We start from the raw sequence: 23,794 nt of genomic DNA, 5'->3' as shown, positions 1-23,794 counted from the left end.
CTCAATTGCAAATACGATTAAAAACACTGCTCAAAGAGAGTGATATCACTGTTCTTTAAGAGAGCTACCTAGTAATGAAAACGATATTATTGATGCTTTGATGTTAGAGAAAGTGGATTTGGTATTAGATGTGATGAAACCAAGGCAATCATCATTGAGAAGCCTGGTGGTGTCAGAAGATAAAATCTGTTGCATTGCACGATGCGGGCATCCAAGAATAGTTGGAAGTATTACTCGAGATAGTTTTTTTGAAGAAGATCATGCCTTTCTAAATATTCGCCGCTTTAAGCAAACCATCACTGATTATTTAGCTGAAGAGGTACTGCCAAATCGTAAAATGGGCAGTGAGCATACTTCTATGATGGGAATGATGGCATGTGTTGCTCAATCGGACTTTATTGGTATTAATTCGGTTCGTTTGATTTCCCAGTATAAAGAGAGTTTTGGGTTACAACTATTGGATGTTCCTTTTCCTGTACGGGCAACAAAAATCCATATGCTTTGGGCTACTAAGGTTGAAAACAATAAAGCGAATCAATGGCTGCGACAATTAATTATCGCAGCCGAACAGGTTTAGATAATTAAGGCACAAGCCAGGCTGTTTTCTTCGATTTAGAAAGTAACCAACTTAAGCCAAGTGCCCCAGCACCACTTAGAACAACCCAAACCGGAATGACCCACATCGGGTTATGTCCTTGGTACCACGCGTAATTTTTCATTGGCCATAAGAATAGTGGATGAAGTAAGTAAATACCCAGGCTGTAGGTACTAATAAAGCCAACAATCGTTCGAGATTTATCAGGCAGTGATTCACCATAATAACGACAAACAAAAAACAGCATCCCAGCCGCGGCGACGGTATTTATGGTCTTATAAGATAACCATCTACCTACTGTATATTCGCCGAATAGTAAGCTTTGGCTTATTACCATATAAACCGTCGTTGCTAATGCAGTAATACCAATCAACAGCGCGATTATGGTGTTCGTTTTCGTTAATGAAACTCGTTGGTATAGCGCATAACCTAACAATAAGTAACCACTATACAGCCAGATCTCTGTGCTCCAGAATCCTTCAAATTTGACAAGAAAGAAACAGGTAGTAAGTAGCCACACTCCAATAATAGAGAAGAGTGCAGTGTTATCCATTTTTTGAACCATCACTCGAAAAAACGGGATAACAATATAAAGTGGAATAAAGTAATAAAAGAACCCTAAGTGGTAATAGGTGTATTCAAAAGGCAGATCGGTCAGTACCGTTTTTGCTGCTTCAAAATCATAGCCCTGTGCGGTTAATCCTGATAATAAGGCATAAAATACAGACCAAAAAAGAAAAGGTACGAGTACTTTTCCAAGTCGTTTTTTTACATAATAAGGCGCATCAAACTCTCGTTTATCACTGAGCATTAATGCGCCAGTGATCATAATAAACACTGGTACTGCCCAGCGGCTTAAGCTGTTTACCGATACGGCGGTTGCCCATTGCTCAAAAGGAATTGAATTCAATTCATGTCGGTAGGGGGCTAATACGTGAATTGCGACGACTGCAATCGCGGCGATGCATCTTAGTAAATCAAAAAAGAAAACTCTTCCCATTATCTTTCTACTTCTTGTCATTAGTATTTGTTGATAGGTTATATCGTAAAAAAAATTAATAAATGTCTTTATATTGTAAGTGTCTCTATATTTGTGGATTGTAGTCAAAAATATGATGAAAGACTAAATACGGACTAACATTACAACATGATATTAATGTATTATTAACATATCTTACTGTGGTATCAAGGGGTAAACATGAAAACACTTATAGGATTATTGTTATCAGCATCTATTTTTTCGCCGTTTTTACAAGCAGAAGAAGCTATCGTGACACCATATATTGTGGGTGGAATTGATGCTGATGTAGCAAATTACCCATTTATGGCTTCGCTGATGTTTGAGTATGAAAGCCAACCCAATACGATTTATCCTTTTTGTGGTGGCTCTGTGTTAGATGCAACTCATATATTAACAGCGGCGCACTGTGTTTATGATATTTCTGCTTTCAATATTGCAAATACTAAAGTTGCGATAGATGCCAATAATGCACCTGAGATGTTTGCTGTTCAACGAGTCGCAGTTAAAAATATTTATTATCCTAGTAATTATGATGATTCAACTCTTATTAATGATGTGGCGGTATTAGAGCTATCGCAGCCTTTACCGACGTTTTCATCAAGTCATGCAGCGAATTTAGGTGATTCTTCTAACCAAGCTTATAGATCCGCGAGTGAGACATTTACGATTTTAGGCTATGGTCGTTTTGGTTCCAATACACAAAATAGTAATGTTGAATTCATGAAAGCAGAGGTAACTTACGTGAGCCCTGGAAATTGTAATATTTGGGCTAATTTTACAACGTCAAATAAACAGATATGTACAGAAGGTAAACCTATTAACGGCAGTAATTTAGTGACAGCAACTTGCCAAGGCGATTCTGGTGGGCCTTTAGTTTGGAATGGAGTTCAAATAGGGATTGTTAGTTTTGGTCCTGCTGTTTGTGGCGATGAGACTCTAGCTGCTCAATCGGTTTTTACCGACGTCAGTCAATATAAAGATTGGATTATGAAAGCTCAGAATGGTGAAATATCTCCGACTATTTCGGTAAGTAGTAATAGCGGTTCGGGTGGGTTAATGTCCATCATTAGTATTTTGTTTTTAGGTTTGTTCGGGTTGTATCGTCAACGAAACAAATAGGCGAATACCTAAGAAATAAAAGGGCACCATTAACGTGATGCCTTTTTTTATTAAACTGTATCAATTTGAATATATTGTAAAAAAGTAATTAAACGTATTGAAGGATCAGAGAGTTCCATGCTTTTTTCTGCTGCTCAAACTGCAATTTAATTTGCTTATGTTGAACACTAAGAATCGCCAATTCATATTTCTTTGATAACGCATTTTTCTTATTATCAAGAAGCTGTTTTTTAGAATCGTAATACTCTGACATACGTTCAATCAGCGCATCATACTCCGCTTCTAAATGTTCTTTAACGGCATGATAATTATGGAGTGATGTAATTTTATCTTCCGCTTTCTTACGTAACATAAGAGCTTTAGCTTTTTCTATTTTATCTTGAGGGCTAACTCGTAACTTAGTGGTTAAGCCAAACCATGAACAGCTTTTAATAAACCATTTTGTAGGATCATATTGCCACCAGTAAATACCATTACGGTAATCATTTTCAAAAATGTGATGATAATTATGGTAACCCTCACCAAAAGTAAATACCGCTAAAATGCCATTATCACGTGCGGTGTTTTTTTCAGTATAAGGCTGAGAACCCCAAATATGAGCAAGTGAGTTGATAAAGAAAGTTGTGTGATGACTTAATACTAAACGTACCGCACCAACCATAAGCAACATTCCTATAATGTCTCCGTAGATAATGCCAAGAAGCACTGGAATACCAATATTCATAAGAAGAGCTAATGGTACATAATGATTATGTTGCCACATTACTACGGTATCTTTTTGTAGATCACGGCAATTGGCGTAATCATTATAAGTTGCAGGTTGGTAGTGACGTAGCATCCACCCTATGTGTGAGTACCAAAACCCACGTTTGGCTGAATAAGGGTCTTTGTCGTTATTATCTACATGACGGTGATGAACTCGATGATCAGAAGACCAATGCAGTGCACTATTTTGTAATGCGAATGCACCACCTAAAGCAAAAATAAAGCGTAGGGCAGGATGAGCATTATAGGCTTTATGAGACCATAAACGGTGATAACCTGCCGTGATAGATAGGTTACAAAAACTGAAAGCGACTAATAACCAGATCCAATATTCACTGCCTAGGCCGTTGTAATAGGCGTAAAGAGGGGTAGCGACTAAAGCGAGTAATAAACTTGATGTAAATATAAATACATTTAACCAAATAATAGGTGGTTTTGATCCTTGATGCATAATAAACATTCCATTTAAGCGTACAGTTGTGCGCTAGAATAGTTTGTGTAGATATTTTAGTCAAGAAAAGACAGTAATGAATATGTAACAAATGTGATTCATCGCAATCATGCTTATGTTTCATGTATTGATAAATTAAATAAAGAAGAGAAAACTTGATATAATTCGAACTCAATTGGTTAGATAGAAGTAAAGCAGAATGAAAATCACGTTCTCAGAAGGCGATATTATTGCAAATCAGCATGAGTTGGTTGTTCGATTAAATAATATCTCTAGAACCACAATACAGGCAGAGGTAGATGCACTGACTTTAATTGGTGGGGCCAATGTAATAAGTGCAGTAGGAAGTGGTATGAAGTGGTCGATTAAGCTTGATAATAGTGAGCAATTAGAGCTTCTTGCTCAAGAAATTGGTGTGGCTATCGAGTTTTATTAGCAACAGTTTTCAATACGCATTTAATAAGGCAAAACAATTTATTTTTACCTTTTTGTTTTGCTTTATGCATACTGTTATTTGCGTCTTGGATTAATGCTTCAATATTACAATGTTCAGGTGGACAGATGCTGATTTCCTGAACATTAAAATGGTATAGCAATGTATTAATTGTGCAGAGAGCAGATTCATATCTGACAGATACAAAAAAGGCATCGTCTTTCGACAATGCCTTCGTTGTATTGGCGGAGCGGACGGGACTCGAACCCGCGACCCCCGGCGTGACAGGCCGGTATTCTAACCAACTGAACTACCGCTCCAATTTTTAAAATCCAGACTCTATCTGAATTTTGAAAAGTGGTGGAGGGATAGGGATTTGAACCCTAGAACCGCTATTAACGGTTGCCGGTTTTCAAGACCGGTGCTTTCGACCACTCAGCCATCCCTCCAGTGCGGTGAATAATAGTCAGCTTTGATTTTTATGTAAAGTCTTTTTTTGAAAAAAGAAGTTAAGCGTATAAAAAGTAAACGTTATTCTGCGTTTTTCTCTACATCGACTAAATAATCACCTGCTAACCAGTTGCGACCAATTAAAAGTTTGTAATCTAATTTACTTCTATCACGCAGGTTTACGGCTATTTTCTTATCCTTGCCATCAAACTCTAAATGCATTTGAACGGCATAACGACGTTCAACGCCTTGAGCATTACGAATCTTGCTCACTTTAATAATACGTCCCGTATGTTCAGACGCTTCACCTACTTCATTGTAAGTCGTGAATTTAACGGTATCGCCTAAATGATCGCGCATGTCTTCGCTTTCATCGTTTTTTCCAATTATTTCAATATTCGTGGCATGAATTGAAGTGGTTGCCGCACCTGTATCAATTCTAGCTTCGTAATTAGAGCCTAATTCTTTTACGTGGATGGTTTCAATTTGACCTACGATGGTTTTATTAGAGCATGATTCAGCAGCAAAACTGGAAGTAGAAAGTAACAATAAGCATGTAGAGAGGATAAGTTTTTTCATGAATGCCTTTTAATTGTAAGTTTGATGAAATGAAAAGTATCTATAGAAAGAATAGACCTTTAAATCTAAATTGAATTCAATGGTATGTAAAGAATAGGACAGATTTATGCAAAAAATGAAATAAACAGCGGTATCCGTAATTGGTTACCGCTGTAATATGGAGATTAAGCGTTTTGAGATCGGTTTTTCATAATAGAGCCAATGATCGCTAATGTAATAATACCGACGATGGTTAATAGTGAAATTACAGTAGGGACTTCATAAGCAGTACCGACTAAGAACATCTTAATACCGATGAAACTTAGGATAAACGCTAAAGCGGGTTGTAAGTAGCAGAACTTATCTAACATGCCTTGAAGTACAAAATACAAAGAACGCAAACCCAATAATGCAAATACATTTGCTGCAAACACTAAGAAAGGTTCTTGAGTGATAGCAAATATTGCAGGGATAGAATCTAACGCAAACATAATGTCAGTAAACATAATAACAATGACAACCAACATTAATGGTGTTGCTATCGTTTTTCCGTTTATTTTTGTAAGTAACTTATGTCCGTCGTATTTGTCATCAAATGGAATATATTTTTTTGCAAACACGACTAATTTTGATGATGAGAAATCACTGTTTTCTTCGGTATTCGCAAACCACAATTTTATACCCGTAATGATTAAGAACACGGCGAAAATGTATAATATCCAGTGGTATTGAGCTAATAGTCCGGCACCGACAAAGATCATGACTGCACGTAATGCTAATGCACCAATAATACCCCACAGTAAGATACGAGGTCGGCTTGATTCAGGCACGGCAAATTGACTAAAGATTAATGCAAAGACGAATAGGTTATCTACGCTAAGCATTTTTTCAAGTAAGTAGCCTGTAATGAAGGCGATACTAGCATCTTTCGCTGAATAGCTGCTTTCTGGTGCCATTAATGGCCAGTAGACATAAAGAGCGGCGCAAAAAATAAAAGCAAGCACGAACCAGAAAAGTGACCACACTAACGCTTTTTTTAAGCTAGGTGCTTCTTTTCTTGTTTGAAACATATCTAGAGCGAATAGAGCGAGAACAACGAAACCAAAAAGTTCCCAAGTTAACGGTGACATAATAATTCCTTTCAAATAGGTGAAAGGAGTCCCGCTAAAATGAGTGAGTAAACCTTCCACCATAAACAATAAAATTAACGTTATGGTATTTGGTCTTGTCAAAGTGATTGGCATTCATTTGCCCACTTACAGATACCGGAAGCCAAGGCTTCGGGATGACGATATCTGAACAAGATTAAGTATTAAACCTTGTGACTACTCCCCAAGATCTGGATAGTAATCCTCATTTTTGAAATATACAAATAAAAATCACGCTATATGAAATTAATTTATAAAATTGCAGTTGATTTAAGTGTTTTTTTGAAGATGAATCACAAAAATTTTTTCATGTTTTGGTCATTAATGTCGATAATAATAGGTAATATCAAAAATTCAGAATAATGAGGTAGCATGGATTGGATTCAAATCGCTGTCGTTGGGCTAGTTATTTTGCTCGTGTTAGTGTGTATTAATTTATTTTTCGCGAATAATAAACAGAAACAAAAACAGAAACAGAAAGAACGCGATGAAAGTTCATATCGTCGAGCGCTTGCAGAAGCACGAGCAGCAGAGCGCCAAGAGCGTGTGTATAAAGCGCAAACGGGCCATATATCGACTCAATTGTTTTTAGCAAAAGAAGCTGAAATGAACAATTTTGAAGAAGCCTTACACTGGTATGAGATGGCAGCAAAACTAGATAATAATATAGCGATGCGCTCTGTTATTCGTCTGTGTGATAGTCGCCGTGAAGATGTAGAATTACGAGAGAAATCCGTTTTTTGGAGTAAGGTAGTGGCTGCGCAGGAAGGGGGTGCTGAAGAGAAACTTGCTTTAGGTATCGCATTTTTGCAAGGTAATGGTACCGAAGCGAATATTGAAAAAGGAATCAATCTAATTACAGAAGCTGCTGAATTAGATCATATCCCAGCTCAACTTTTTATTGCTGATTGGTATGTTGCAGAATCAAATCCACAACCTAATGCTAAATTAGCCGCAGAATGGAACTTACGAGCAGCGATGCTTGATAATATTGAAGCACAAATTCGCATTGGTAAGCAGTATTCAGAAGGTCGAGGAGTAGCCAAGGACTCTAAAAAAGCAACGTATTGGCTAGAAGTCGCGGCAGAAGCTGGAGATGCTAAAGCACAATATTTTGCGGGAGAAATGGGCGCAGATACTAATGAGAAAGGTAATTCTATTGCTTATATTTGGTTATGGTTAGCTGCAAAAAATGGCATTGAAGCCGCGGTTTCTCGACGTGATCATGTTGGACACCTTGTTGGTGTTGATGCTGTGATTGGTTTACAGAGCATGGCAAAGCCTCTCTTTGAAAAGATGGCCAAAGGTAAAGTAAAAAAACACATCATCATCAAATCATTGGATAAGCTATATCAGCGTGAGAGCTATTTTCCTGATAGCAATGAATTTGTAGTTGAATCTGAATCAAAAGATGCCTCACAAGAGGATAAGGGACAGGAAGAGACTTCAACGCAACAAGATCAGACGTCGACTCAATCAAAAGTAAAAGAAGAGGCGAAAAAAGAGAGTTTGGATTTTAGTCAAACCAAAATGGATAGCAAGGCAAAATTTTAATCTCTTTATTTTAATAATCTGTAATCAAAGGGGCACTTATATTAGTGCCCCTTTTTGTTTCTTTATCAGAGTGTTTAGCGACCTATTTTACTGGTATGAAAAAAGAATAGGGCAGTGATCCGTGAGTTGGTATTTTTTCACATCTGATTGTTCGAAAACTTGTTGGGTTACAGTCATTGCTTCTGGTGAAAGATTAGAAATACCATGGTCAATTAAACGGGTAAACGTGGTGTATTTAGGCCAACCTCGCTTCCACTGTTTTGCAGTGCAGTTTCCTTTGGTATTTTTGGTTAACAGTGTGGGCGTTTTTATCGTTTGTTTATCGATATTTTTCCATAACCAACTTCTTGGGTGAGCGAGGGTATTATTGAAATCCCCTAAAATTAAATACTTGTCATTATTCTCTTCTCGTTCATTCATCCAATTTGTTAATTCTTCGGTTTGTTGATCTAAAGTCGAGCATGCGTAGTTGTTTTTCTTCTGTCCCACGCACCCTGCTTTTAGGTGTACAGACAGAAGATGAAGAGGTTGATTATCTATGCTCGCGATAACATAAGTTGCATAGCGTAATTTACTGCTTTTCTTCTTAGGTAAAAGAGAAAAATCATTAGGGTCATTTACTGAAATCGACCTATGAATTGCAAATCCTGTGTACTGGTTAATACCATCAAATTGTTTTTTAGAATTAGAAGAGCGATCGGAAATGAAAATTTGATAATCATTACCAACGATTTTTTGGATTGCTTTTATAGAATCGACTTCTTGAAAAGCCAAAATTTGACTCTTTGACTGAGAAAAATAGTAACTTAATTGTTCAAAGTCTTGTTGGTATCTCTCTGAAGATTTAAATTTTTCACTAGGGTTAAGTGTCAACCATTCCATGTTCCAGGTCGAAAATGTGATCGCGTTACTAGTAAATGAGCTAAAAATAAGGATGCAAAAACTAAAAAAGTGAGTAATTCGTTGATTCATAAGTCCTCCAGAAATCGCAAGCAGTTTAATTAAAAAATACGCATATAGCACACAAAAAAATGTTTCATTTTCATACATTGCAGTAAATTTGAGAACAATCATAAAGCAGTGGTGAAACTAGAATCACCCTCAGGTGTAGTTTGATCTAGATCAAGGTATTTTATTCTCAGATCGAGCTTAATACACCACATCTTGTGTTAGCTGATCTAATGCACCCACTATTTAGTATTTGGAGCCATTGTGAATATCACTGTAATCAAACGAGACGGAAGCCGCGCAGCCTATAAGAACTCTCGTATTATTGACGCAATTAAAGGCGCGTCAGAGCAGGTAACTCCTGAGATTGAAAGTTATGCACAGTTAGTGGCTCATGCTGTAGAAGTGGCTCTACAGGATAAGAAAGAAGTCGGTATTCGCCAGATCCAAGATTTGGTTGAAAATGAATTAATGCAAGGACCACATAAAGTATTAGCACGCGCTTATATTGAATATCGTCATGACCGCGATATCGCTCGTGAGAAAATCAGTGTACTAAATAAAGAAATCAGTGGTCTGATTGAACAAAGCAATGCAGAACTGCTTAATGAAAACGCGAATAAAGATGGCAAAGTTATCCCAACGCAGCGTGATTTACTTGCTGGTATTGTGGCAAAACACTATGCAACGCGTCATATTTTACCTCGTGATATTGTACAAGCGCATGAGCGTGGAGAGATCCATTATCATGATTTAGATTACGCCCCTTTCTTCCCAATGTTTAACTGTATGCTGATTGACTTAAAAGGCATGTTAACGGGTGGCTTTAAGATGGGTAATGCAGAAATTGATACGCCAAAATCAATTGCCACAGCGACAGCAGTAACCGCCCAAATTATTGCTCAAGTAGCAAGCCATATTTACGGTGGTACTACGATTAACCGTATCGATGAGATCCTTGCGCCATACGTAACGGTTAGTTATGAAAAAGCGAAGAAACTGGCTGAAAAATGGAACATTGCAGATGCTGAAGCATTTGCTCAAGCACAAACAGAAAAAGAGTGTTACGACGCATTCCAATCTTTAGAGTATGAAGTCAATACACTGCATACAGCGAACGGCCAAACCCCCTTTGTTACTTTTGGTTTTGGCTTAGGTACAACCTGGGAATCTAAGTTGATCCAACGTTCTATTTTAGCGAACCGTATTGCCGGTTTAGGTAAAAACCGTAAAACAGCGGTCTTCCCTAAATTAGTATTCGCTATTCGTGATGGTTTGAATCATAAGAAATCAGATCCACATTACGATATTAAAGAGCTTGCGCTTGAGTGTGCATCAAAACGTATGTATCCAGATATTCTTAACTACGATAAAGTGGTAGAGGTGACGGGTTCATTTAAAACGCCAATGGGTTGTCGTAGTTTCTTAGACTTATATGAAGAAAACGGCGAGCAAATTCACGATGGTCGTAATAACCTAGGTGTGGTGAGCTTAAACCTTCCTCGTGTTGCTATTGAAGCAAAAGGGGATGTCGATGCATTCTACAAGTTGCTTGATGAGCGTTTAGTGTTATGTCGTCGTGCTTTAGAATCACGTATTTCTCGTTTAGAAGGTGTGAAAGCACGTGTAGCCCCTATTCTTTATATGGAAGGTGCATGTGGTGTTCGTCTAAAACCAGATGATGATATTATTAATATCTTCAAAAATGGTCGTGCGTCGGTATCGCTTGGCTACATTGGTGTGCATGAAACAATCGAAGCACTATTTGGTAGCGATGATCATCTATATGACAATGCTGAACTTCAAGTTAAAGCATTAGAGATCATTCAGTATCTAAAAGACGCAGTTCAAGTATGGACCAAAGAAACAGGCTTCGGCTTTAGTTTATACGGTACGCCAAGTGAAAACTTATGTTCTCGCTTCTGTAAACTTGATAACACTCAATTTGGTGTGATTGATAAAGTGACAGACAAAGGCTATTACACCAATAGCTTCCATTTGGATGTACAAAAAACAGTCAACCCATACGATAAAATCGATTTTGAAATGCCATACCCAGAGATCTCAAGCGGTGGTTTCATTTGTTACGGTGAATTCCCTAACATGCAACGCAATATTGAAGCATTAGAAAACGTATGGGATTACAGCTATACACGTGTGCCTTATTACGGCACAAATACACCGATCGATGAGTGTTATGAGTGTGGCTACACCGGTGAGTTTGAATGTACAAGCAAAGGCTTTACATGCCCTAAATGTGGCAACCATGACTCAACCAAAGTATCAGTAACACGCCGTGTTTGTGGTTACTTAGGCAGCCCTGATGCACGTCCATTTAACTTTGGTAAGCAAGAAGAAGTTCAACGTCGAGTGAAACATTTATAATGAATTATCACGTCTATCATTCGATCGATGTGATTAACGGGCCGGGTACGCGTTGTACCCTGTTTGTTTCTGGTTGTGAGCACAACTGTAAAGGGTGCTACAACAAATCGACATTAAATCCAAACTCGGGGCATCTTTTCTGCCAGCAGCTAGAAGATAAGATTATTGCTGATTTGAATGATACGCGTATTTATCGCCGAGGATTATCGTTATCAGGCGGTGATCCACTGCACCCAATGAATTGTGAAGCGGTACTTAAGTTAGTCAAACGAGTCAAATCTGAATGCGAAAATAAAGACATTTGGATGTGGACGGGTTACGAACTAAACGAGCTTAATGAAACACAAAAAGAGATCGTGACTCTGATTGATACTCTCATTGATGGCCGATTTGAGCAAGACAAAGCCGACCCGTCATTGGAGTGGCGTGGTTCGAGCAATCAAATTATTCACTATTTTAATAGCATTTAATGTAACCGAGAGGTAATTTAATATTGCCTCTCGGTCGAATACTTTACGTTATGGTTAGATATTCTAATTCATCTTTATAAGGCATTAATGGTTCATAGAGCTTATGATAAGCAGAGCCAACAGCACCTCTAAATTGAATAAGGCTAGGTGGTTTAGAACCTATATTTAGAATATGGTCCATTGCAATACCAGGGTAAGGATCTATGTATATTACTTCCTCAATACCTAGTTGGTATGCTTTTTTTGCACAAAGTTCACAAGGACTTGCTGTTGTAAATAATTTACCGCCTTTAATCGCAGCGCTTCCATATTTTGCTAGTTGAAGAAATGCATTTTCTTCAGCATGTAAAGAGCGAGTATGCACTTGGTTCTTTTCATTATCCACAGTGTTTTGTATTGATTTAAAACAATAAGAAAGGTTTCGACCAGAATCTTTTATGCTGGAAAGGCTATTTAATTTTTTTTCAGCTTCGGATCTAAAATCCTTATTTTGTCTTTCATATAAACTATAGTCAATATTACTTGAAAAACTTTTTAATCCGCATAATGATCTTAAGTTGCAAGGTACTTGCCCTGTTGCAACATCATTCCAACCGACAGATTTAATAGAATAATCGACGTCAGTAACTACAGCGCCTACTTGCCTAGATATACATCCTGAGTTCATTTTGGCAGTATAAGCAATTTGCATAACTCTCTCTAAAGCTGTCGGCGTAACTAGGCCGGGGTGCTTCATTAAGCTAGTATACCAAGCTAGTTGAGCTTTAAGAATATTATGATTGTCAGGTTCATTTTTTGGATTGAAAATATGTATATCTGATATTTCAACACATTTTTTAACATTTTGAATTAATAATTCAATATGATTTTCTTTGTCTTCAGAATACTTACCATTACATCTTTTTTTCTCACATTGTGTTGTATTTTTATTTACCACCCCATACTTAACATCGTTGCAGGTGTCGCATTTTTGCAAAGTTTTTATTGATTTTCCAGACTCTTTCTTATCTATCTCAGTGATTTTATCTGTCGTGAATTTATGTATATTAGTTAAATATTTTTTTCTATCTTCATCGATAGTATTTATAGACATTAAATAGAATGCAGAATATCTGTCCTTGAAATATTTTGCTTCATATGGGTTTCTAATAGCATCAATAACGATATAAGTTTTTTTATGTAATTTTTTATCTAAATACCTTTGTATTTTTATGATTTTATTTATAACTCTAGGTATCTTATATAAATTATCAATGTCTATATTTAAGTGAAATAATGTAGATATTTTACCTGTACTTCTTATCGAATCTCCAGCTTCTTGGTATAGTGTTACATATAGTTCTTTTCTTATTTTTCCCAATTCATTTTTAAATTCAGCAGAAAACTTATGAATTAATTCTTGCCACGCCCCTAATTTATTAGCAACATCTTGTCGTGTTAAATCATTTTCGTTTAAAATATATTTATTAATATCTGAGATATCGGACATCTTTTTTTTATACTTTATAAAGCATTTTTCCGTATTATGAAAATCATCTTCTATATTTTCATATAAATCAGGGTCTAATTGTTTTATGAATTCTATCAATTGGTACTTATCTATATCTAGTATAAAAGCACTTATTAATTCACTTACTTTAATAGTCGTAAAATTTTGTTTATTTTTTTCAGTGTATTTTTTAACTATCTCATAACGTTTTTGATTGAGACCTGTAAAAAAATTAGTACCATTGTATTTTAATTCTTGTGTATCGACAGGAGATACTAGATCACCTTTTTCTAGTAAACTTGCAGTTGTAGTACAGCCAGAGCCTGTTCTACCAGTTAAACCTAATACAATGAAATTACTACGCTCACTTAAAAGATTAGATATTACATTTCTGTTCATTTTACGACCACTTTAAACGCGATAATATTTAGAACTCCATTCTATTGATTTAGCTTTAATAAGGAAAGACTATTTTTTCAATAAGATATTGATAGTATTGTAGTTAATTGCTTTGCATGCAATATTACAGTTTAGCTATCTATAAATGCCGACCCGTCATTGGAGTGGCGTGGTTCGAGCAATCAAATTATTCATACAATTAACCATTTGTAAGAAAATTGTAAAAATACAAACAATAAAACGTGATATTTTCCTATCTGAATGGTAACTTAAATACATTACAGATCATAAGGATATGAAAATATGCTGCAAAATATAGCGACTCCTGCTAAAGATCCCATTCTTTCTCTTTCTATTGAATACCGTGCTGATGAGCGTGACAACAAAGTCGATCTCGGCATTGGTGTTTATCGCAATGACCAAGGTCAAACTCCAATCATGCAAGCGGTTAGTGATTCAGCAAAAGCTATCGCTGCTGAGCAAACCACAAAAGCCTACGTAGGTCTTGCCGGTTGTGAAGTCTTTAATCAGAGTATGGTTGATTTACTGCTACATGACACCTCTGCGTATGAGCGTGTTTCTGCGATTCAAACCCCTGGAGCAAGTGGTGCCTTACGTATGCTTGCTGATCTAATTAAATCAACAGAGCCAGATGCAACGGTTTGGATAAGTAACCCGAGCTACATTAACCATCAACCAGTCATGGAAGCGGCGGGATTAAAGGTTAAGCACTACAATTACTTTAATCCTGCAACAAAACAAGTCGATAGTGCAGCGATGATGGCTGATCTTTCAAAAGCAGGCGCTAAAGATATTATTTTGCTTCACGGTTGCTGTCATAACCCTACGGGGGCTGATATTCGTCTTTCTGATTGGATTGCAATTACAGAATTAGCGCTAAAGAACGGTTTTATCCCGTTTGTAGATATTGCCTACCAAGGATTTGGTGATGGGTTAGAAGCTGATGGGGCAGGTTTACGTTTTATGGCGGACCGTGTTCCTCAAATGTTTATTGCCACCTCATGCTCAAAAAATTTTGGTCTATATCGTGAGCGTACTGGTGCTGCAATGGTTATTGCTGCCAATATCGAAATAGCAATGAATGCCAAAGCAAAACTTCTACAAATGGCACGTGCAACTTATACCATGCCGCCCGATCATGGTGCAGCGATTGTAGGTCGGATCTTAAATGACGAAGCATTAACGTTATTATGGCGCACAGAGCTAGATCAGATGCAAAAACGACTATTGAGTTTGCGCACTGATCTTTGTGCGGCACTACGCGATGAAACACAATCAACAGGCTTTGATTTTATTGAACAGCATAAAGGCATGTTCTCTGTTATTGGTTTCACTCCTGTGCAGATGGCAAGTTTAAAATCACAATATGGTATTTATGCCGTAGGAGATGGACGCATTAATATCGCAGGTATGCAAAAGCAGCACATTGATTATATTGCAAAATCTATAGCCTCTATTGCAAATAAGTAATGGATATTTTTGAAATGTTCACGATACTAAAACAAATGGTTATAAATAAGACAGTAAAGGAAAACGCATGAAGATAACAAAAAAGTGGTCAATGTTACTTTTACCTATTTTTCTTGCTGGTTGTATGTCTACAACAGCAACAACGACACCTGATGAGAGCGCAGATAAGCCAGCGGTAGAGCAACCAGCTACTCCTGAAAAAAAACCAGAAGTAAAGCCTGAGCAGAAGCCGCAAGTTGATCCAAAGCCACCAGTAAAGAAGCCAGATGCTACCAATTTAAAAACGGCAGATGGTAAATTAATCTTAGGTGAAGAAGAGTGGATGTACATCAAAGCAATAAATCATAATGCTAAGGCTCGTATCGATACTGGAGCAACAACCTCGTCCATTTCTGCAATCGATATTCAAATGTTTGAGCGTGATGGAAAAGATTGGGTCAAGTTTAAATTGGCTCATAGTGGTAATAAGACCAAGGCATTTGAATTGCCTGTTTCTCGTATTGTGACGATTCGACAATCGAGTACCGAAGAGAGAACAGATCGCCCTGTAATTGCAGTTTGGGTTCAAATCGGTGATTTAAAAACCAAAACAGAGTTCACGTTGAATGATCGTACACACATGACTTTCCCTGTCTTACTGGGTAGAACTTTCTTTCGTGATGTTGCGGTTGTCGATGTCAGCAAAAAATTTGTTCAACCAAAAGTGAAATTAGCTAAATAAAGCCTATTTATTCTGGTTTAGGTTATCTAGTGTAAATATAATTAGCAAAAAATGCCCAAATTAGATTTGGGCATTTTTGTATGGTTAAAACAGTTTGTAGTTAGAGGCGTTTTGATGTTCTCTAAGTGATTGCAGTAGTGCAATCTGTTTATAGATAACATAGTAACGACTGATATTAGCCACATAGTGAACCGGCTCTTTACTGACATATTTTCTAGCCATGATCTCCACATTATTAAACCAGACATTAGGGTTATAGCCGTGCTTTAGCGCCATCCTACGCATTTTTCTTACATTAGCAGGACCTGCGTTGTAGGCTGCTAGTGAAAAATACATCTGATTTTCTTTGGTTATTTCTGGCCTTAAGAAATAGCGTTTATGGACAAAGTCCATGTATTTTACACCAGCATGAATGTTATGTTCTAGCTGTCTGAAATTCTTGATATTTATATAAGGTTCTTTGGCTGTTTTAGGTAGAACCTGCATAATCCCTACCGCACCCATGTGAGATACAAGTCGATTGTTAAATCTTGATTCTTGATAAGCTTGGGCTGAAATCATTAACCAATCGAATTGGTATTGTTCCGCATATTGCTCGAATAAAAGAGCAAGGCTATTAAATTGTTTAACCGTATTTGGGTTAAGTGCATTTTTAAGCCATTTGGTATTACCAAGGTATTTGTTATAGATAACGTTTCCTAGAAAAGAGCCTTGTTTAATTTTTTTTACGTATTTATTAAGTGCTATTTTTAATTGAGGACTGTTTTTTCTTATTGCCCAACCAATATTTGCATCGGTCCTAATTGGGAGTGATTTATTGATCGTGATATTTTCCATTATGTTTGTCCATAATTGTGATTTATGGCTATCAATAACAGTAATAGGCAGAATATCTTGATTTATCATCTCCATCAATTCGTAATCTTGAAGATTCTCTTCGATAAATTGAACGTATATAGGGGGAAGCCCGTTTTCTGATAAGCTTTTATTAATAACCTGTAAGCTTTCAAAATAACTCGAACTTGCTCGAACCCAGACTTCTTTCCCTGATAGATCTTCGAAAGAAGTAATAGTAGGAACTGATTTTGAACTCACAAGCCACTCTTGGCCGTTACTGATAATAGGATCACTAAAGTCAACGTATTTTAAACGTTGTGGTGTAATGGTTAAATTAGCGACAGCAATATCCCCAAAGCCTGCTTCGAGCGTATCAAAAAGATCATCTCGTGGAACTGGAATAACTTGAATATTTACCTGTATTTTATTTTTACGTAAATGTAATTCAAAATGGTGAAGAAACTCAGCAATTATTCCTTTAGGTTGACCTTTTTCTATATAATAAAAACCGAGATCGGCAGAGACAAGAACTCGTATAGTCCCTTTCTTTTCTAGTACTTTTAAATCTCCGGTATAGGGCACCTGAGCTAATGGGGAAAGCTCAATAGAAAAAACCAAGTAGGGAGTAAACCAAAGTAATAATAGTAATTTATGCAACACTTTCATGTCGTAACATCCTTTTTAACAACATGATAACAAGTTAGGTGCAAAAGAAAGTGAAATCAAGTGTTTTTTGATTGATTTAAAGAATGCTTATTTTTGAAACAAAAAAGCCAGTGAATTAATTATAAATGCACTGACTTTATGTTTATTTTTCTAAAATTGACTCGAAAGGCTAATATTTAGTTTTTTAGTTACTTTAAAATGTACGGAGTCATTTCAGTGTACTAGAACGTAAATCTTGCTGTCATCATCATCTGACCGCCATAGATACCGTTGAATTTAGCTTCAGCACCGACAGAAAGTTTCTCTGTGGAGTGGAAGCGAAAATGTACGCTACCAATATCTTTGTTGGTATCGCTATTAAAGAGTTGACCATATTTTGCACCAACTTCAATTTGTTGCATTAACCAAACTCGAACACCAAAATTAACTTCAGTGAGCATTTGATCGCCAAATTTGTCACTTGACTTGTCTTTTACGTTATGGAGTAATAATTGACCATAAATATCAGCAAACTCATTAATAGGGCCGTTAAAACCGATACCACCATTAATATCCCAGTCACCTTCAAGTTTACTTTCAATTTGTCCAACTAAGTGAGAATTTTCTGTAAATTGTTGGTTAATTTGAGCACCAAATGTACCAGGGCTCGTACCTATTCGGGCTTCAAAAAAGCTATAAGGGAAGTTATTGGCCGTCGCTGCTGACGAAGATAACATGGTTGCCAATATGAGAGCCTTTTTGATGTACTTAGTTGATTCCATAACTTATTAACCTAACATTCATGAATTTGATCTATGATAAAATTCATGCAAAATATAGGCCAGGTTATAAGTTTTTGTGCGAGCTTACAGGATTTGAACGCTATCAACTTCAATTTCTGGTGTACTCCCGCCTTCATATTCACCAAATAAACGCACTTTTGTGGTTTCATTAATTGCTGTTGGTAATGAGATATCATCGTCTAATTCAATTTGGATTTCAGTTGTGCCATCAGAGAATAGGTATTTATCTTTACGAAGATGGCGAATGATTTTTCCATCTACAATGGCATTCTTTTCTGTAAATATACTCGTGTCTTTCAATAACTCTGCAACGCCAATTGTGCTGACTGGTCCCGTATAATTAAATTGTGCTTGTTTGTGATTATTGTGGCCACTGCTGTCAGCTAGCGCGATAGTTGGAGATAAGATTAGAGCTGCAGTAATTGCAATAATTGTCTTTTTCATAATAAATCCTTAATTTGATAATGAATTGTTTTTTAAAATGAATCATATTAAGCGGTGTCGCTTTGATAGAGCTATTAAAACAAAACAAGGTTGAATCTATCGTGAGTAAAATATTCATATTCAATTCATCTAAATTTAAGGACGAAAGAAGATAGACAGAGCCTCCCTCTCAACTTGGAATAATGGTAATATTAGCGACTGAATTTCTAATATAAATAGATGGAATTATGAATGATTTTGCCCCGTTAATGGTTCAAGGTACTACCTCTGATGCAGGAAAAACCGTACTTGTGGCAGGCTTATGCCGAGTTCTTGCCAATAAAGGGATCCAAGTTGCCCCTTTTAAGCCTCAGAATATGGCACTCAATAGTGCCGTCACTGAAGAGGGGGGGGAAATTGGTCGTGCTCAAGCGCTTCAAGCTGATGCGGCAAGAGTAAAACCTCATGTTCATATGAATCCTATTTTATTAAAACCAAATACAGATATAGGTGCTCAAGTTATTGTTCAAGGTAAAGCGATTGAAACCATGGATGCTTGGGGCTTTCAAGATTACAAAAAATTAGCCATGCCTTACGTTTTGGAATCATTTTCTTATCTAACTGAACACTATCAGTGTGTCGTGGTTGAAGGGGCGGGAAGTCCTGCTGAGATTAATTTACGTGAAAATGACATCGCTAATATGGGCTTTGCTGAAGCGGCTGATGTTCCTGTGATTATTGTTGCTGATATTGACCGCGGTGGTGTGTTTGCGCATTTATATGGCACGTTAGCTTTATTATCTGAATCGGAACAAGCACGAGTAAAAGGCTTTGTGATTAACCGCTTTCGTGGTGACATTTCTTTACTTGTTCCCGGCCTTGAATGGTTAGAAGAGAAAACGGGTAAACCAGTATTAGGCGTTATCCCTTATTTGCATGGGTTAAATCTAGAAGCCGAAGATGCGATTAAGAGCGAACAGCAAGAGAAAGGGAAGTTTGTTGTTAAAGTTCCTGTCGTTACACGTATAAGTAATCATACTGATTTTGATCCGCTTCGCTTACATCCAGAGATTGATCTTCAGTTTGTTGGCAAGGGGCAATCATTATCAGGCGCTGATTTTATTCTTCTTCCCGGCAGTAAATCAGTACAAGCCGATCTACATTACCTTAAATCGCAAGGGTGGGATAAAGACATAGAGAGACATTTACGCTATGGCGGTAAAGTCATGGGTATTTGTGGAGGGTATCAAATGTTAGGGGATAAGCTTTCCGATCCACTTGGCCTTGAAGGAAAAGCATCTTCGATTTCTGGGTTAGGTTATTTACCGATTACTACTGAGCTAAAAAAGCAGAAACAATTAACGTTGGTTGAGGGAACGTTGAACCTTCCTGGACAAGCTTTAGTGAACATTAAAGGCTATGAAATTCACGCAGGAGTAAGTACTCGTACAAAAGAAGGCTCTCAGGATAACGATAATAAGTCCCTAATATCAATTACAAATGAAAATACAGTAAGACATGATGGTACAATTAATGATGAAAACACCATTTTTGGCACTTATTTGCATGGTATTCTCGATGAGCCCGCCGCGTTTGAAGCCATTCTGTCTTGGGCGGGTTTACAAGGGACTAAAGCGATAGATATGGGCGCCATTCAAGAAGAAGCCATTGAGCGTATTGCCGAGTCAATTGAAGAGAGTTTGGATCTGTCACAGATTTGGCCAAATTTATTTGAAAAGAAAGCCGCGTATTAGCGTATTAAGGAAAGTATAAGTATGTCTCGATTAACATTATGTTTAGCACTTTTGTTTAGTTCTTTATCAGTATCAGCAAATGTCACGGTTTATGCAGCATCATCATTAACAAACGTGATGAATGATATTGTTGATGAGTACCAGAATGAAACGGGTGAAAAAGTACGAGTCAGCTTTGCTGGTTCATCTTCATTGGCTCGACAAATTTCCAATGGTGCGCCTGCGGATATTTACCTTTCAGCAAATAGTAAATGGATGGATTATTTGATTGAACAAGATCAAATAGACACCGAGAGCAAAGTCGATTTATTACGAAATGTCTTGGTGTTAATAGCCTCAAAAAGTACACCAACAGAAAATACATGGCAGTGGTTTATTGGACAAAAAGGCTTCCGAATTGCCATGGCAGATCCTAGGCATGTACCCGCGGGGCTCTATGGAAAACAAAGCTTAGAAAAACAGTTCCGCTGGCCTGAAGTGAAAGATCATATTGCATCAGGCAATAATGTCCGTTCCGCTTTACTGTTCGTTGAGCGTGATGAAGCGCCACTGGGTATTGTGTATAAAACCGATGCATTGTTGTCAAAAGAGGTCACAATTGTAGAGGAGTTCCCTGCTGATTCTCATGATCCTATTGTGTATCCAATGGCAATAATCAAAAATAAAAACTCAGAGAAGGTCGCTTATTTTTATCGATATTTATTATCTAAAAAAGCCAAAAATATATTCACCTCTTATGGATTTACAACAATTTAATGATACTGACGGATTATGAAGTAGAAGCGTTACTACTGAGTTTAAAAATTGCAGGCATAGCGGTAGGCTTTTCTTTACCTATTGGCATTCTTTTAGCTTGGGTGTTAGCTCGTTGTGAGTTTAAAGGAAAAGCCATACTTGATGGTTTGATTCATTTACCGTTAGTATTGCCGCCAGTCGTGATTGGTTACTTACTGCTTATATCAATGGGACGACAAGGTATCATTGGTAAATGGTTGTATGAGCTATTTGGCCTAACATTCAGTTTTAATTGGAAAGGGGCCGCACTCGCTTCAGCTATTGTTGCATTACCCTTGATGGTTCGCGCGATTCGCTTAGCCTTAGAATCGGTCGATCAAAAATTAGAGCAAGCGGCTCGAACGCTAGGAGCTTCACGAAGCAAAGTATTTACTACGATTACTTTACCATTAATGTTACCGGGGATTTTAACGGGTGCGGTTTTGGCGTTTGCAAGAAGTTTAGGTGAGTTTGGTGCCACGATTAGTTTTGTCTCAAATATAGAGGGTGAAACTCGAACACTTCCTCTTGCTATGTTCAGTTATATTGAAATTCCAGGAGCAGAAATGCAGGCTGCACGCTTGTGTGTTATTTCAATTATTGTGGCTTTAATTTCATTATTACTATCAGAATGGTTAGCACGTACCAGTAAAAAAAGGTTAATGGGTTAATTCATGTTAGTTATTGATATAAAAAAACAATTAGGTGATTTGACTCTTGATGTTCAATTAGCGCTGCCATCCTCAGGTATCAGTGCTGTGTTTGGGCGCTCAGGGGCAGGTAAGTCCTCACTCGCTAATATTATTAGTGGGCTTAGCTCACCGGATTCGGGACGAATTAGCCTTAATAATTCGGTGTTATTTGATTCAGATGCAAGAGTATCGATACCACCAGAACAGCGTCATATTGGTTATGTATTTCAAGACGCACGTTTATTCCCTCATTATAAAGTAGAAGGAAACTTACTTTATGGATGCAATGGTAAAAGAACGTACCTATTTAATGATGTAGTAAAGCTATTAGACATCGAATCTTTGTTGCAACGTTATCCTCATTCTTTATCTGGTGGTGAGAAACAAAGAGTGGCGATTGGCAGGGCTATCTTATCAGAGCCAGCATTGCTTATTATGGATGAACCATTAGCGTCTTTAGATCTACCAAGAAAACATGAAGTAATGCCTTATTTAGAGAGGCTAGCGAAAGAAATTCAAACCCCGATCATTTATGTAACTCATAGTTTAGATGAAATTTTACGCTTGGCTGATCATATGGTTTTATTGAATCAAGGCAAAGTGAGTCTATCTGGAGATATTACTAGCGTATGGGGGTCTCCATTAATGCGTCCTTGGTTAAATGCGTCAGAACATTCTGCATTATTAGAAGGATTTATTACTCAGTTACATTCAGAGCACCCAATGACATTAGTCACCTTGGATAATTCTCAGCAAGGTATTTGGGTGAAATCTCCCTGTGAGTGCATGGAAGAGGGGCAAAAAATTCGCTTACGTATTCGAGCCAATGATGTATCTTTGATTAAACAACAACCAGAGCAAAGCTCGATTCGTAATATTTTACCAGTAGTCATTGAGAGCTTAACCGAAGATAAAGAAAACGATGTGGTGGCAGTCAAATTGAATTTATCTGGGCACGTACTGTGGGCCAATATTACGCGTTGGGCACAAGAAGAGCTTGCATTAGAAGTCGGGCAACACTGGTTTGCGCAAATTAAAGGTGTAAGTGTGACTCAATCAGACTTATGCTCAAAATAATGTTCTTAAAAATAAAAGCCCATAAAGGAAGTAAATATGAAGTACCAATGGATATTATTTGATGCTGATGAAACCCTTTTTCATTTTGATGCGTTTGCAGGTTTACAACGTATGTTCAAAGGCTATGGCATTGATTTTAGTAAAGAACAATTTATTGAATATCAATTGGTGAATAAACCATTGTGGGAGCAATACCAAGATAATGAAATTACCGCTCAGCAGTTACAAGAAACACGATTTAAAGAGTGGGCAAATAAAGTAGGTGTTACGCCAAGAGCAATGAATAGTGCTTTTATGATGGCGATGGCAGAGATCTGTATACCACTAGATGGAGCAAGAGAATTACTTGATTCATTGTTAGCGAATAATGTAAAAATGGGGATCATAACGAATGGATTTACTGAGCTACAGAAAATTCGCTTAGAAAAAACAGAGTTCAGTCATTATTTTGAATTAATTACGATTTCAGAGCAAGTCGGTGTAGCGAAGCCTGACAAACGTATTTTTGAACATACTTTTTCACAGATGGGCTCTGTAGACTTATCTAAAGTATTAATGGTAGGTGATAATCCTGATTCTGACATATTAGGCGGAATGAATGCAGGGGTTGATACATGTTGGCTAAATGCAAGCCACAAAGCATGCTCTGAAGGTATTAAACCAACGTATACCGTTAAGACACTTAATGATTTACAAGTACTGCTACATAATGCTTAGAAGGCTTCTTATGCAGTAAACTGTATTTTTATTATAAAAAAGCCTCATTGTTCAATATCACAATGAGGCTTTTCT

General features: G+C 37.2%; 22 protein-coding genes and 2 tRNA genes. 13 read left to right on the top strand and 11 right to left on the bottom strand.

The features are described from left to right. Positions 1–100: 100 nt before the first annotated feature. Entirely contained in the window at positions 101–577 is a 477-nt protein-coding gene (locus PVK62_RS00780) for a LysR substrate-binding domain-containing protein (RefSeq protein ID WP_274442699.1), read from the top strand. Positions 578–581: 4 nt separating this feature from the next. Here the strand turns inward: PVK62_RS00780 and PVK62_RS00775 are convergent, their stop codons facing one another. Then, positions 582–1,598: an acyltransferase gene (locus PVK62_RS00775; RefSeq protein ID WP_274442723.1), complete on the bottom strand. Its 1,017-nt coding sequence runs from the start codon at positions 1,596–1,598 to the stop codon at positions 582–584. 195 nt (positions 1,599–1,793) lie between these two features. Here PVK62_RS00775 and PVK62_RS00770 point away from each other — a divergent pair, with 195 nt between their 5' ends. Further along, positions 1,794–2,735 (top strand): S1 family peptidase, encoded by a 942-nt coding sequence (locus tag PVK62_RS00770; protein WP_274442698.1) that lies wholly within the window; start codon positions 1,794–1,796, stop codon positions 2,733–2,735. Between the two features lie 88 nt (positions 2,736–2,823). On the opposite strand, the gene PVK62_RS00765 is transcribed toward PVK62_RS00770, so the two are convergent. Beyond that, positions 2,824–3,951 (bottom strand): acyl-CoA desaturase, encoded by a 1,128-nt coding sequence (locus PVK62_RS00765; protein WP_274442697.1) that lies wholly within the window; start codon positions 3,949–3,951, stop codon positions 2,824–2,826. A gap of 199 nt (positions 3,952–4,150) precedes the next feature. Here PVK62_RS00765 and PVK62_RS00760 point away from each other — a divergent pair, with 199 nt between their 5' ends. Then, on the top strand, positions 4,151–4,387 hold the full coding sequence (locus PVK62_RS00760) for a DUF3389 domain-containing protein (RefSeq protein WP_274442696.1): 237 nt from the start codon (positions 4,151–4,153) through the stop codon (positions 4,385–4,387). A 240-nt stretch (positions 4,388–4,627) separates the two neighbouring features. On the opposite strand, the gene PVK62_RS00755 is transcribed toward PVK62_RS00760, so the two are convergent. From PVK62_RS00755 to PVK62_RS00740, 4 genes are all read right to left on the bottom strand, one after another. After that, positions 4,628–4,704 (bottom strand) — tRNA-Asp (locus tag PVK62_RS00755). Positions 4,705–4,742: 38 nt separating this feature from the next. Continuing rightward, positions 4,743–4,833, bottom strand: a tRNA-Ser gene (locus PVK62_RS00750). An 82-nt stretch (positions 4,834–4,915) separates the two neighbouring features. Beyond that, the gene (locus tag PVK62_RS00745) at positions 4,916–5,413 is read right to left on the bottom strand and encodes an ATP-dependent zinc protease family protein (protein ID WP_274442695.1); all 498 of its coding nucleotides are present in this window, start codon (positions 5,411–5,413) and stop codon (positions 4,916–4,918) included. Positions 5,414–5,577: 164 nt separating this feature from the next. Continuing rightward, positions 5,578–6,522 (bottom strand): TerC/Alx family metal homeostasis membrane protein, encoded by a 945-nt coding sequence (locus PVK62_RS00740; RefSeq protein WP_274442694.1) that lies wholly within the window; start codon positions 6,520–6,522, stop codon positions 5,578–5,580. A 390-nt stretch (positions 6,523–6,912) separates the two neighbouring features. On the opposite strand from PVK62_RS00740, the gene PVK62_RS00735 reads away from it, so the two are divergent. After that, a complete protein-coding gene (locus tag PVK62_RS00735) occupies positions 6,913–8,094 on the top strand; it encodes a tetratricopeptide repeat protein (protein ID WP_274442693.1) in 1,182 nt (393 codons plus the stop codon). Positions 8,095–8,181: 87 nt separating this feature from the next. On the opposite strand, the gene PVK62_RS00730 is transcribed toward PVK62_RS00735, so the two are convergent. Then, positions 8,182–9,066 (bottom strand): metal-dependent hydrolase, encoded by an 885-nt coding sequence (locus PVK62_RS00730; protein ID WP_274442692.1) that lies wholly within the window; start codon positions 9,064–9,066, stop codon positions 8,182–8,184. 240 nt (positions 9,067–9,306) lie between these two features. Between PVK62_RS00730 and nrdD the strand changes: the two genes are divergently transcribed. Together nrdD and nrdG are read left to right on the top strand one after the other, a co-directional pair. After that, complete coding sequence (gene nrdD / locus PVK62_RS00725; RefSeq protein ID WP_274442691.1) at positions 9,307–11,427, top strand: anaerobic ribonucleoside-triphosphate reductase; 2,121 nt, start codon at positions 9,307–9,309, stop codon at positions 11,425–11,427. Further along, positions 11,427–11,897, top strand: coding sequence for an anaerobic ribonucleoside-triphosphate reductase-activating protein (nrdG, locus tag PVK62_RS00720; RefSeq protein WP_274442690.1), 471 nt, complete (start codon positions 11,427–11,429; stop codon positions 11,895–11,897). Before nrdD ends, nrdG begins: the two co-directional genes overlap by 1 nt. Positions 11,898–11,940: 43 nt before the next feature. Here the strand turns inward: nrdG and PVK62_RS00715 are convergent, their stop codons facing one another. After that, positions 11,941–13,785: a deoxycytidylate deaminase gene (locus PVK62_RS00715; RefSeq protein ID WP_274442689.1), complete on the bottom strand. Its 1,845-nt coding sequence runs from the start codon at positions 13,783–13,785 to the stop codon at positions 11,941–11,943. Between the two features lie 303 nt (positions 13,786–14,088). On the opposite strand from PVK62_RS00715, the gene PVK62_RS00710 reads away from it, so the two are divergent. Together PVK62_RS00710 and PVK62_RS00705 are read left to right on the top strand one after the other, a co-directional pair. Continuing rightward, positions 14,089–15,276, top strand: a complete 1,188-nt coding sequence (locus PVK62_RS00710; protein ID WP_274442688.1) for an amino acid aminotransferase — start codon at positions 14,089–14,091, stop codon at positions 15,274–15,276. A 67-nt stretch (positions 15,277–15,343) separates the two neighbouring features. Further along, positions 15,344–15,997 (top strand): putative ATP-dependent zinc protease, encoded by a 654-nt coding sequence (locus tag PVK62_RS00705; protein WP_274442687.1) that lies wholly within the window; start codon positions 15,344–15,346, stop codon positions 15,995–15,997. 84 nt (positions 15,998–16,081) lie between these two features. On the opposite strand, the gene PVK62_RS00700 is transcribed toward PVK62_RS00705, so the two are convergent. From PVK62_RS00700 to PVK62_RS00690, 3 genes are all read right to left on the bottom strand, one after another. Next, positions 16,082–17,500: a lytic transglycosylase F gene (locus PVK62_RS00700; RefSeq protein WP_274442686.1), complete on the bottom strand. Its 1,419-nt coding sequence runs from the start codon at positions 17,498–17,500 to the stop codon at positions 16,082–16,084. Positions 17,501–17,721: 221 nt separating this feature from the next. After that, a complete protein-coding gene (locus tag PVK62_RS00695) occupies positions 17,722–18,261 on the bottom strand; it encodes a hypothetical protein (protein WP_274442685.1) in 540 nt (179 codons plus the stop codon). Between the two features lie 84 nt (positions 18,262–18,345). Next, the gene (locus tag PVK62_RS00690; protein WP_274442684.1) at positions 18,346–18,726 is read right to left on the bottom strand and encodes a YgiW/YdeI family stress tolerance OB fold protein; all 381 of its coding nucleotides are present in this window, start codon (positions 18,724–18,726) and stop codon (positions 18,346–18,348) included. A gap of 227 nt (positions 18,727–18,953) precedes the next feature. Between PVK62_RS00690 and PVK62_RS00685 the strand changes: the two genes are divergently transcribed. Genes PVK62_RS00685 through yjjG form a run of 5 tightly spaced genes read left to right on the top strand, consistent with a single transcriptional unit; the run spans position 18,954 to position 23,719 of the window. After that, positions 18,954–20,459: a cobyric acid synthase gene (locus PVK62_RS00685; RefSeq protein ID WP_274442683.1), complete on the top strand. Its 1,506-nt coding sequence runs from the start codon at positions 18,954–18,956 to the stop codon at positions 20,457–20,459. A 21-nt stretch (positions 20,460–20,480) separates the two neighbouring features. Beyond that, on the top strand, positions 20,481–21,215 hold the full coding sequence (gene modA / locus PVK62_RS00680; protein WP_274442682.1) for a molybdate ABC transporter substrate-binding protein: 735 nt from the start codon (positions 20,481–20,483) through the stop codon (positions 21,213–21,215). Beyond that, the gene (gene modB, locus PVK62_RS00675) at positions 21,215–21,904 is read left to right on the top strand and encodes a molybdate ABC transporter permease subunit (protein WP_274442681.1); all 690 of its coding nucleotides are present in this window, start codon (positions 21,215–21,217) and stop codon (positions 21,902–21,904) included. The genes modA and modB overlap by 1 nt, the downstream gene beginning before the upstream one ends. A 3-nt stretch (positions 21,905–21,907) precedes the next feature. Continuing rightward, on the top strand, positions 21,908–23,002 hold the full coding sequence (gene modC / locus PVK62_RS00670) for a molybdenum ABC transporter ATP-binding protein ModC (protein WP_274442680.1): 1,095 nt from the start codon (positions 21,908–21,910) through the stop codon (positions 23,000–23,002). Positions 23,003–23,038: 36 nt separating this feature from the next. Next, positions 23,039–23,719 (top strand): pyrimidine 5'-nucleotidase, encoded by a 681-nt coding sequence (gene yjjG, locus PVK62_RS00665; protein ID WP_274442679.1) that lies wholly within the window; start codon positions 23,039–23,041, stop codon positions 23,717–23,719. The last annotated feature ends 75 nt before the right edge of the window (positions 23,720–23,794 follow it).

This window comes from Aliivibrio sp. S3MY1, assembly GCF_028765575.1.
GTDB lineage: Bacteria > Pseudomonadota > Gammaproteobacteria > Enterobacterales > Vibrionaceae > Aliivibrio.
The sequence above is the reverse complement of the archived record's forward strand: the minus strand, read 5'-3'. Positions and strand labels throughout refer to the sequence as shown.